At 59.1% G+C, this 11,406-nt stretch carries 9 protein-coding genes; 3 read left to right on the top strand and 6 right to left on the bottom strand.

The features are described 5' to 3' along the window. Positions 1-347 precede the first annotated feature (347 nt). From P5540_15635 to P5540_15625, 3 genes are all read right to left on the bottom strand, one after another. Positions 348-1,379 (bottom strand): metallophosphoesterase, encoded by a 1,032-nt coding sequence (locus tag P5540_15635; protein ID HRT66249.1) that lies wholly within the window; start codon positions 1,377-1,379, stop codon positions 348-350. A gap of 62 nt (positions 1,380-1,441) precedes the next feature. Next, positions 1,442-2,803: a sigma-54 dependent transcriptional regulator gene (locus P5540_15630; protein ID HRT66248.1), complete on the bottom strand. Its 1,362-nt coding sequence runs from the start codon at positions 2,801-2,803 to the stop codon at positions 1,442-1,444. A 121-nt stretch (positions 2,804-2,924) separates the two neighbouring features. Next, positions 2,925-3,278: a hypothetical protein gene (locus tag P5540_15625; protein HRT66247.1), complete on the bottom strand. Its 354-nt coding sequence runs from the start codon at positions 3,276-3,278 to the stop codon at positions 2,925-2,927. Between the two features lie 190 nt (positions 3,279-3,468). On the opposite strand from P5540_15625, the gene P5540_15620 reads away from it, so the two are divergent. Next, a complete protein-coding gene (locus P5540_15620) occupies positions 3,469-3,951 on the top strand; it encodes a CinA family protein (GenBank protein HRT66246.1) in 483 nt (160 codons plus the stop codon). A 319-nt stretch (positions 3,952-4,270) separates the two neighbouring features. Continuing rightward, a complete protein-coding gene (gene dnaE, locus P5540_15615; protein HRT66245.1) occupies positions 4,271-7,705 on the top strand; it encodes a DNA polymerase III subunit alpha in 3,435 nt (1,144 codons plus the stop codon). A 41-nt stretch (positions 7,706-7,746) separates the two neighbouring features. Here dnaE and P5540_15610 read toward each other — a convergent pair whose 3' ends face one another. The 3 genes from P5540_15610 to P5540_15600 are packed head-to-tail and all read right to left on the bottom strand — an operon-like array spanning position 7,747 to position 9,789. Further along, a complete protein-coding gene (locus tag P5540_15610; protein ID HRT66244.1) occupies positions 7,747-7,995 on the bottom strand; it encodes a PGPGW domain-containing protein in 249 nt (82 codons plus the stop codon). Beyond that, positions 7,992-8,942 carry a TerC family protein gene (locus tag P5540_15605; GenBank protein HRT66243.1) on the bottom strand — a complete coding sequence of 317 codons (951 nt, stop codon included), beginning with the start codon at positions 8,940-8,942 and terminating at the stop codon, positions 7,992-7,994. Before P5540_15605 ends, P5540_15610 begins: the two co-directional genes overlap by 4 nt. Positions 8,943-8,955: 13 nt before the next feature. Continuing rightward, positions 8,956-9,789: a TIM barrel protein gene (locus tag P5540_15600; GenBank protein HRT66242.1), complete on the bottom strand. Its 834-nt coding sequence runs from the start codon at positions 9,787-9,789 to the stop codon at positions 8,956-8,958. Between the two features lie 376 nt (positions 9,790-10,165). Between P5540_15600 and P5540_15595 the strand changes: the two genes are divergently transcribed. Beyond that, entirely contained in the window at positions 10,166-11,269 is a 1,104-nt protein-coding gene (locus tag P5540_15595) for a hypothetical protein (GenBank protein HRT66241.1), read from the top strand. The last annotated feature ends 137 nt before the right edge of the window (positions 11,270-11,406 follow it).

The following is an 11,406-nucleotide window of genomic DNA, read 5'->3' as shown; positions in this document are numbered from 1 at the left end:
ATGCCGATTTGGAAATCGGCGCTACCAAGCGGCCATTTTCAATTTCAACACAAGATCCCGTTGCTTGATCCGACATGAAATGGCCCGGAAATGCCAATCTTCGTGGAAATTCTCAGCCTTTTGTCTCAAGAACTCGCTACTCTCAAGAAATCAGGCTTCATAAAAAACAACAAGAAAGTCTTGGGCGATTTGTGCAACCAATTGAAGTTCCATGATTTAACGAGTGCGAAAATAGCGAGTTTTCAGTGCGAGCACGATGACGGGCACGAAGAGAAACTGGGTTGTGGGCAACGCCCACGTCAGTTCGGTACAGTCGGTTTTCCATGACGTCATGGCGCCCGCCGGCATTACGGCGCGGGGATCTTGAGCGTGAGGATATTGTCGGGGCCGTCCTTGTAACGATCCGACACGGGCGAGTAGTCCTTCACATGCACCGTTCGTCCATCGGGCAGGAATTCCATGAGGCGCAGGAAACCGCCGCCCAGTTTCGCTTTCATCTGGAAATTCACCAGCATCTGGTGGACCGTGTTGCCCGCTTTGCCGACGCTTTCCAGCCTGCCGAGTCCGTCGTTCAACACATGCCCGTTGATGACGAAAAGCATCTTTGGGTGGTTGGACACCAGTTTGGTCCACAATTCCTCGCCGTCGTTGCCTTGGCCGGGTTCCTTCGCGGCGCGATAGGCGTGTGGATTCCACATCTGTTTGGGCCCTTTGGCGGCCCAGTCGTAGCGGGTGTCGTCGGAGTAGAGGTAGGCATGCGTGATGAGTATCGCCCAACGGTCCGCATGCTCCTTCAACATGCGGTTGGCCCATTCCACCACGACGTCGCGCGGGGCGAATTCCAGCGCCAGGACAACGAAATCGCGTCCGCCGGCGCTGAACAGGTGGCAGCTGTTGTCCAGCCGGTCCGGTTCGCCGTCGAACACCCCGCCGAACGTGGGCAATCCCTTGTATTTTGCAAGGGGAAAATGGGCATTGAACAGCGTTTCCCGCGTGGCGGTCGAACCGTCCGGGCCGAGGTCGTGGTTGCCCAGGCACATCGCGTAGGGCACGACGCCGTCGAGCGTGCTCATCGCATTCTTTGCCACGGTCCATTGCGCCTCGTTGTTGTCGTCCGTGATGTCCCCCAGATGTAGGACGAACACAATGTTGCGCTTTTTGGCATTCTCCGCGATCCAGCGCGTCTGCGCCTCGAAAATCTCGGGGAAATACTCCGCATACCCCTGCGTGTCGGGCATGACGGCAATGGTGAAGGACCCCTCGACAAACGGCAGCGGTTCCGTTTCCGTGACGGGATCCTCCGGCCGTGCGGCCAACGCGGCGGCGCAACAGGCAATCAGAGAGGCCGAAACGAGCCATGCTTTTTTTCCTGGAATCATGTCGTTCTCCTTACTGGTCAAGACTTCGCCGAAATGTCATGTATTGAATGTTGACGGGCGATCTATTCCAGCCCGTAGCGCTTGATCTTGTATTGGAGCGTGGTGCGTTTGAGTCCGAGGTGATCGGCGGCCTTGGTTTTGTTCCAGTGGAACCGTTCGAGTGCGCCGCGGATGAGTTCGCATTCGAGTTCCTCGGTGCGTTCGATGATCGAGGCGCGTTCCGGCGCGGGAGGCGCGGGTATGGCGGGCGCTGAATCGGCCACGCCGAGGAGTTCCTGGGGAAGTTCATCGATCGTGATGATGGATTCCTCGGCAAGGACGGCCGCGCGTTCGAGGAGGTTTTCGAGTTCCCGGATGTTGCCGGGCCAGGGATACCGCAGGAAAAACGCCATCACGTCGTCGTCCACGCCCGTCAGATTTTTGCCGAGTTCCACGCTGAACTTGCGCAGGAAATGGTCCACGAGGGCGGGGATGTCGTCGCGCCGGTTGCGCAACGGTTCGATGTGCAGCGAAAACACGTTAAGCCGGTAATAGAAATCCTCGCGGAAACGGCCTTCTTGAATGGCCTGCGACAGGTCGCGGTTGGTCGCGGCGATGATGCGGACGTCCACGGAAATGGGCTGCATGCCGCCGACGCGCTCGAATTCGTTTTCTTGGAGCACGCGGAGCAGTTTCGTTTGGATTTGCGGGTCAATCTCCCCCACTTCGTCGAGGAACAACGTGCCGGTGTGCGCGCGCTCGAAGCGTCCGATGCGTCGTTCGTGCGCGCCGGTGAATGCGCCCTTTTCGTGTCCGAACAGTTCGCTTTCGAGGATGCCGGGGGCGAGCGCGGCGCAGTTCAGCGCAACGAAGGGCTTGTCGTGCCGGGGACTCGAATCGTGGATGGCGCGGGCGACCAGTTCCTTGCCGGTGCCGGTGGGTCCGACGATGAGCACGGCGCTTCGGCTCGGCCCGATGCGCTGGATCATCTTGAGCAACTGTTTCGTGTGCGCGCTCGTGCCCACCATGTGCTGGACGCTGGGGTGCATCCACGTCTTGGCGGACTGCGCGGGCTCCTCCCGGCGCGTCGCGAGGTACTGATCCACTTTTCGTTCGATTTCGGAGATCTTGAACGGCTTCGTGATGAAATCGGCGGCGCCGAGCCGCATCGCCTCCACGGCAATGTCAATCGTGCCGAATGCCGTGATCATGACGACAACGGTATCCGGCGAGGCTTCCCGCGCCGCGCGCAGCACGGCAATGCCGTTCTCGCCGGGCATGCTGAGATCGGTAATCACCACCTCGAATGGATTCTGCCGGATCGCCTCAATAGCATCGAGTCCGTTCGAGGCCTCCTCGACGATAAAACCGCGCGCCTGAAAAGCCGACGACAGCATGCTCCGCACGCTTTCCTTGTCGTCAACCACCAACATCCGCCGGGTCATAGGGGCCGATCCCCGGAAACACCGCCGCGAAGAGTCCGCGATGGGGGTTGTTTATATGGCGGAAGGGAAGACGATGGCCTTGGCGGCAGAGGGGCTTTCGGCTTTTCTTTGGGCAATGGGTTCATGTTGAATCCCCGAAGAGTTTGTCGAAGGCATCGCGGCCTTCGGCCTGTTTTGTTATGTCCCCCCCGAACAATTCATCCAACGCACTGCGCGCCTTGGCCAAATTTCCCGCGTCGCGCCCGGCTTCCACATCCGAATCCTTGAACTCAAACTCGTCGCAGAAATTGCAACCCGCGCGGTCGCCCACCCATTCAGTGTTCGGGATCCGGCATTCGTTGTGTTTGGCCGGGTCTCGATGGCGGCAGTTTTTGCAGCAATGCAGATAGGCGTTGCAGCGCGCGCAAACCTCTTTCACGCCCGGCTGCCGCTTGTCGCTCACCCATTCCGCGCCGCATTTGTGGCAACGTTTCATTCAAGTATTCCTGGACACCAACATCTACCGCGGATAGCCTAGCCCTTCCCCGGACCGATTCTCAAATGGAAGGCGGGCGCGGCGAAGGGACTTTCGCCCGTGGCCGATAATTTGCCGGAACCTTCGGGCGAGTGCTATGGTAGGATTGCTTTCCGGCGCAAGAAAGCATCCACGGAACCGGCGGTGAACCATGGACGATCAAGCCCCGAGTCTCGAAGAGCAGACAGCCCACCGGCTTCTGGCCCGCGGCGCGACGCTGGCCACGGCGGAATCGTGTTCGGGCGGCCTGATTGCGCATGTGTTGACCAATGTACCGGGGTCGTCGGCCTTTTTTTTGGGTGGCGTGGTCGCCTATGCAAATACGGCGAAGACCGCGCTTCTAGGCGTCGCGCGGGCCACGATCGAGGCACACGGCGCGGTGAGCGAGCCGGTGGCGCGGGAGATGGCGGAAGGCGCCCGGAATCGTTTCGGCGCGGACTACGCCGTGGCCTGCACGGGCATCGCCGGTCCATCGGGCGGAACGCCCGACAAACCGGTCGGCCTCGTCTATGTGGCGGTGGCAGGACCGGACGGCACGGAAATCCGGCGGCATGTGTTCACGGGGGCGCGCAAGGAAATCAAGCGCGCCACCGCGGAAACCGCCTTGCGGATGATACTGGAACGGGTACAATGATTTGTCGGTCAGCGGATTTGGGATTCTCTTGGACGGGAAACGAACCCCGGGGTTATTCCGGCATTTGGATCGGGCTTTCACCGGTGGTTCGGTTTCTCGCGGTGGGGTTTATTACCTTAAAATCCGGCTTCTATAAAAAACAACAAGAAAATCGTGGACCATTTGTGAAACCAATTGAAGGTCCATGATTTGGCGAGTACGGAAATCGCGGGGTTTTGAACGCGAAGACGGGCACGATGACGAGCACAATGACGAGCACGAAGAGAAATTGGGTTGTGGGCGATAACCACGTCAGACCTTTTGTCCGCGAGGCGCCGTGATGAGCGCGGGGTTTGTCCATCTTCACGTGCACACGGATTACAGCGTCCTTGACGGCGCGACCAAAATCGGCGAAATGCTTCAACGCTGCGCCGATTTCGGCATGCACGCATGCGCGATAACGGATCACGGATCGCTGTTCGGCGCGGTGGATTTTTACACGGCCGCCCAGAAGGCGGGCATCAAGCCGATTATCGGGTCCGAACTGTATCTGGCGCGGGGAAGCCGTTTCGACAAGCGCGCCCGATCCCAAAGCGAGTCCTATTTTCATCTTCTCCTGCTTTGCGAAAACGAGGAGGGATACCACAACCTCTGCCAGTTGAGCACGCTCGGATATCTCGAGGGCCATCATTACCGCCCGCGCGTGGATGAGGAACTGCTGACGCGGTACAACCGCGGCCTGATAGCGATGAGCGCGTGTCTCGGCGGCGAAATACCCCACTACATCCAACGCGATGAAATGGACAAGGCCAAAGCGGCCATCGAAAAATACATTCGTATCTACGGTCGCGAGAATTTCTACATCGAACTGATGGATCACGGCATGCCGGAAGAACGGCGCGTGAATCCGATCCTGGTCGAACTGGCGCGCAAGTATGGATTGCAAATCGTGGCGACAAACGACAGCCACTACCTCGACAAACAGGACGCCGAGGCCCACCAGGTTCTCCTGTGCATCCAAACCCAAACCGTGCTTTCGGATGAAAACCATTTCAAGTTTCCCACGAATGAGTTTCATTTCTGCAGTCCGGACGAGATGCGCGAAAAATTTGCGGAATGGCCGGAGGCGGTCGCCAACACCGAGGCGGTTGCGGCGCGCTGCAATCTCACAATCCCGCTTGGACAGCAACTGGTTCCGAAGTACCGGCCGCCGGAAGGCCTATCGAAGGAGGTCTATCTTCGCCAATTGGTCGCCCTTGGGCTTTCGGACCGTTACCATGGCAATCCGGGGCCCGAACATGTCGAGCGGGCCGAATACGAGTTGGGTGTCATCGAAAAGATGCAATTCGTTGACTACTTCCTCGTCGTCTGGGATTTGATAAATTTTGCGCGCGGCAAAGGCATTCCCGTCGGTCCGGGACGCGGCTCAGGCGCGGGCAGCCTGGTCGCCTATGCGCTGCGCATCACGAATCTCGATCCGATTCGATACAACCTGCTCTTCGAGCGCTTTTTGAATCCCGACCGTGTCTCGATGCCGGATTTCGATCTCGATTTTTGCTACCGCCGCCGTGAGGAAGTCATCGAATACGTCCACCAAAAATATGGGGCGGACAACGTCAGCCAGATCATTACCTTCGGCCGGATGCTCGCGCGGCAGGCCATCCGCAACGTGGGCCGCGTAATGGGCATGTCCTACACGGAAGTGGATTCCATCGCGAAACTGATTCCGGACGAACTCAACATCAAACTCAAGGACGCGATGCAAAAGGAGCCCGAACTCAAGCGGCGCGTCGCCGAGGAACCGCAAATCGCGCGCCTGTGGCATCTGGCGACGCGTCTCGAGGGCATCATCGGCAATTGCGGCACGCATGCCGCGGGCGTGGTCATTTGCGACGAGCCGCTCACCAATCACGTGGCCCTGTTCAAGGCCCCCACCGGGGATGTGGTCGCCACACAGGCCGAAATGAAATGCGTCGAAAAAATCGGCCTGCTCAAGATGGATTTGCTCGGCCTGCGCACGCTGACGGTCATCGCCGACGCCGTCAAGTTGATCCGTGAAAACCACGGCGTCAACCTGGACATGGACGACATTCCACTCGACGACGCAAAGACCTATGAGTTGCTCCGGAGCGGTCGCACGACGGGCGTGTTTCAACTCGAAAGTTCGGGCATGCGCGACTTGTCAAAACGCATCGGTCTCGAAAGCATCGAGGAAATCTGCGCGTTGGTCGCCCTATACCGCCCCGGTCCGATGCAGTTCATAGACCAGTACGTCGAGTCGAAACACAATGCATCCAAAATCGTCTACGACCATCCGATGTTGGAGCCGATTCTGAAAGAAACGTACGGGGTCATGCTGTACCAGGAACAGGTCATGCACATCGTTCGCGCCTTGGCCGGCTTCTCGCTGGGCCAAGCCGACATAATGCGGCGCGCAATGGGCAAGAAAGACGCGGAACTCATGGCCCGGCAGCGAAAGCAGTTTGTCGAGGGCGCCGTGGCCAACGGTGTTGACGAGAAACTTGCCGATGCCGTATTCACGAAGATCGAACTATTTGCCGGATATGCCTTCAACAAGTCGCACAGCATGGCGTATGCATTCGTGGCATACCAGACCGCGTACCTGAAAGCGAACTATCCGGTCGAATTCATGGCGGCGCTGCTGTCCAGCGAAGCCGGCGACATGGACAAGGTCGCCCTGTATGTGGAGGAATGCCGTCAGATGGGCTTCGACGTGCTGCCTCCGGACATCAACAACAGCGGTGGCGATTTCACCGTGGAAGGCAGCCGTATCCGGTTCGGTTTGGGCGCGATCAAGAATGTCGGTTCGGCGTTTGCCGAAACCGTGTTCAAGGAGCGCAACACCAAGGGTGTCTTTTCCGACATCTTCGATTTCTGCTGCCGGATGGGCACAAAAGGCGTCAACCGCCGTCTTATCGAAAGCATGAACAAGGCGGGGGCCTTCGTGAGCACGGGCTGGAATCGCCGACAGGTCGAAGCCGTAATAGACGCGGCGCTCGAAGAAGGACAAATCGCCCAGCGTGAACGCGACGCCGGCCAGACGTCTTTGTTCGACCTTATGGAAGAGGCCGGATCCGCCCCGGTGATTCATCACAAACCGGCGCTCGACGAATGGCCCGAGGCGGAAATTCTCGCGTTCGAAAAGGAAACGCTCGGCCTGTATGTGAGCAGTCACCCCCTGGCTCGACATAAGGACGTCCTGCGGCGCTTCACGACCGTGCATATCGCCGATCTGCCGCAACTCCGCGAGGGCCAGGAGGTTGTTGTGGGTGGAATCATTACCCTTGCCAAGCAACATATCACGTCACGCGGACAAAAAATGGCGTTCATTACCCTTGACACGCTCGAAGGACCGTGCGAGATTACCGTCTTTTCCGACACCTACGAACAATGCGCCGGACTGCTGGCGCCCGACATGGTCGTCATGATTCCGGCGCGCGTCAACTTTCGCAACAACACCGCCGGCCTGATTGCATCGGATGTGATTCGCATCGAGGATGCCGAGAAACGCCTTGCGCGCGTGGCGCACATCCGCCTGCGCACCGCAGGACTCGAAGAGTCGCTGATAGAACGCCTTGCGAAACTGCTGGGCGACATCCCCGGCCCCTGCGAGGTGCAACTGCATTGCATTAGGCCCGACCATAGCGAAGTCATCGTGGCGGCGAACGGGGTATGTCGCGTGGCCGCCACCCCGGCCCTGCGGAAAAAAGTCGAGGATCTGCTGGGCGAGAACACCCTCTGGTTCAGCGCATAGCGGAAACGCTGCACCGACCGGATCACGGCGGCTGCGTCGCGTTATTTCTCTTCCGGCGGGTTTCCGTTGGCGCCGGTAATCGAATTGACGGCGTCAATCGCCGCCTTTTTCATGCGTTTGAGCAGCCGCCGGGCCCAGATAAATTCCGTCGCGAGGATGGCCAGCCCCGCCGGGATGACAACCGTTCCCGGTCCGGGAACGACGAGCATGACGACGCCGACCACGATGACGCTGGCGCCCACGACGAGTATGATGAGTTTCCGGGCCCCGCGAAAAAAAGGGATGTTCACACCGCCTCCTTCCGGGGAATCATCGAGGCGCCGATGCCGATACCCACTATCGCGACGATAATGCCGAACGACACCGGCGTCGAGACGTGAAAGAAGGGTTCCGCGATCATTTTCGCGCCGACGAATCCCAGCAGCACAATCAGACACGGTTTCAGATATCGGAAACGATCCGTCATGCCCGCCAGCGCGAAGTAGAGCGCGCGCAAGCCCAGGATGGCGAACACATTCGACGTGAACACAAGGAACGGCTCCCGCGTAACCGCTATCACCGCCGGAATCGAATCTATGGCGAACATCACATCGGAACTTTCGATGACAAGCAGCACCAGGAAAAGCGGCGTCGCCGCGCCGCGGCCGTTCATGCGCGTGAAAAAGCGATTGCCGTGGAATTCCGACGTGACCGGATAGAACCGCCGCGCCATGCGAAGCAGGATGTTATTTTCGGGGTGCACTTCCCCCTCGGAGAACGACATTTTCACCGCGGTCAGCAGCAGCAATGCGCCGAATACATAAGAAACCCATTCAAAATGTTTGATCAGTGTCACGCCGGCCGCAATCATGGCGCCGCGCATAATCAACGCGCCCAGAATGCCCCATACCAGGACGCGGTGCTGGTAGTGTTTAGGCACGCGGAAAAAAGCAAAGACGATCGCGAACACGATCATGTTGTCTATGCTCAGCGAGTACTCGATGAGATACGCGGTAACGAATTGGATCGCGGCCTGGCGTCCCGTCATGTGTTCCGCGGTCCCCATGCCGAGCCATTTCGTCTCGTACATCCAGTAGACACCGATGGCGAACAGCAGCGACAACGACACCCATACACCGCACCACGCGAATGCCTCGCGGGTGCGCACGTCGCGATCCTTGCGGTTGAACACGCCGAGATCGATCGCCAGCGCGCTCAGAACAAACGCGATAAATCCCGCATAAAGCCAAAAAATCATGTAATCGCCTGCCTCAACATGTCGTCCCGATGGACCAAGCCGTTTTCCGTATATGTTCCGCCGCCTGGATGTATTCTTCGGCCGTCTGGAGGTGTTCGAGCATCAGGGGAATGTCCGCATCCCGTTTGTCCAGTTCCCGCAGAAAGACCGCGTAGTCAAGCCCGCCCAGTCCCGGCCGAACCTCGTCGAGATGTGTGGTCAACCGCGGCGCCAGCGCAATGTCCTTGGCATGGCAACTGCGGATATGCGGACCCAACTTGTCAAAACACTCGCGAATCAAGTCCGCATTCCCGAAATATCGTTGCGGGCTGCAAAGCAAATTCGCCGGGTCGAGATGGACCGCGAAACGCGGACGATCGATGGCCTTCAGCAACGCCACATACGACTCCGCCGAATCCGGATACATCCACGGCATCGTTTCGAGCGTGTAATATGTCCGGGAAGGGTTCACCGCGTCAATGATGGCCCGCGTTACCTCGACAATACGGTCGAAAGTCTCCCGCGTCAGGTTCCTCGGATCGGGTCCGTCCCATTGTGCACCGCACGATCCCGAAATGTTCACGCAACACCGCGCGCCGATGCGATCCGCCAGCGCCAATTGCGCCTGGCAATGCGCCAACGCTTCCCGGGCCGTTTTTTCGTCAGGGGACATCGGATTGCTCCACGCGCCCACCTCGGCAATAACAATGTCCGCCGCGTGAGCCGCGTCCGCAAATGCCCGTACCGCCGCATCGTCCGCCTTGTTGTCCACCGGACAATATGCGGCGCGGTATCCGCACGATTTCAATGCCGCAACCCACCGGCGCGGATCCGAACAATCGCCGAACACCGGCCCGCCAAGACGCATAACCATGCCTCCGTACTTTTGGGAAAAAAACGAAAAGAATGTCGCTTACAGTACAGAAGTCGGACAAAATCTTCAACCGGACTAACCGGAACGCATGCGATCCACGTCTCCAAAATCCGATAGCGACTTCCCGGGATGTTGGCGATCGTAATCATTTTCGTAATCGCTTTATTGATGGAGGCCTTGTGGCTACGCCGCTTTGATTTCTTTGTCCGCAACTTCTGTGTGTGTTGCACAGAAGTTGCGGACAAAGAAATCATGCCCTTGATTGATGCATTGCGGCTGATCCGCGTTAGGGAAAAAAGAGGTATGATTTTGTCAATGGGAAGGCAAAGGGTGTAAGTTGGATGCGCACGCAACCAAGGAGGAGCAAGCCATGGGCGCATATCGGGATGGGCCGCATTCACGGCGTTTTACGCCGGTTCGATTCTCCGGCAACAAGACATTTGGTGATTTGGCGCGGGGCGCGTGCAGCCCGGTCTTGAAAGAAAACATCGCCCACGTGCCGTCGGGCGATTGCGTCGGCTGGGGCGTGCCGTTTGCGATCGGCGACGTGCTGGCGGCGCGCGATTCGGCGGTGTCGGCGGAATGGCCCCGCGTCAAGACGCGCTGGCTGGTGTTCATGCACACGACGGATATCGAGCCGATCGAATGGAACCGGGACGGACTGCTGACGGCTTCGCGCGGATACGGGCGGCTGGCCGAACACGTCGCGGACTATGTGTTCCGGTACGCGGACGGTTCGGAGACCGTGTGCGCCATCCGGCGGCGGCATCACATCGGGATGCTCTCGCGGCCATGCTGGGGCGAGAACTGTTTCCAGTCGGTCGTGCATCACAAGGCGATGCCGGTGCGGCCGCCGCATGAGCAGCAACCGCCGATGCCGCCGTGGGTGGGCTGGGGACAGGCGCAGACGCGTGTCGCGGGATGTTACAACTTCCGGTGGATCAACTGGCTGTGGGCGTGGGAAAACCCGCATCCGGAAAAGGCGATCGCGGGACTTCGCATCGAGCCGCGCTCCGGACTGACGATTGTTTCGGCCATCAGCGCGGGGAATGTCGCGTCGAATCCGTTACGATGGGAGACGCGGCGCAAGGCCATCCTGGCGCTGCCCAAAGGAAAGGCCTTCGACCCTCGCTTGAATGAAGATGGGGTGCTGCCGCAGATACAACTGGACCTTGGCCAGGTCATTTCGGCGCAACCGCGGCGCATTTATCCGAACGACGCATGGGCGGACGGCCACAACAACCTGGTGCCGAAAATCTCGGATCGAGAGATTCTTGTGGAGTACACGGCGCATCCCGAAGCGGAATTCCATCTGCCGGGCGGCAAGCGGATTCCGGTGTCGCGGCTGGCGGGCGCGAAGGCCGCCGGGGCGTTGACGCCGGTCGTGTCCGCGACGCAGCGCGTGCAAATTCGCATCGTGGACGCATCGTCGAAGAAGCCCGTCGCCGGGTGGAAACCGATGGCATACCCTTGAGAAGCGCGATACCGATGACGAAGGTAAAATGGCCATGCGGGGCAGGTTTGAATTATCCTCACACGGTGCGTGTATGCTTCAGAGAATGACGGTAGGCCCTGTTCTTGCATCGAAGATTGGTTTTCAACAAAATGTTC

Source organism: Candidatus Hydrogenedentota bacterium (assembly GCA_035450225.1).
Classification (GTDB): Bacteria; Hydrogenedentota; Hydrogenedentia; order Hydrogenedentales; family SLHB01; genus DSVR01.
Note: the sequence above shows the minus strand (reverse complement) of the source record. Positions and strands in the feature narration are given on the sequence as shown.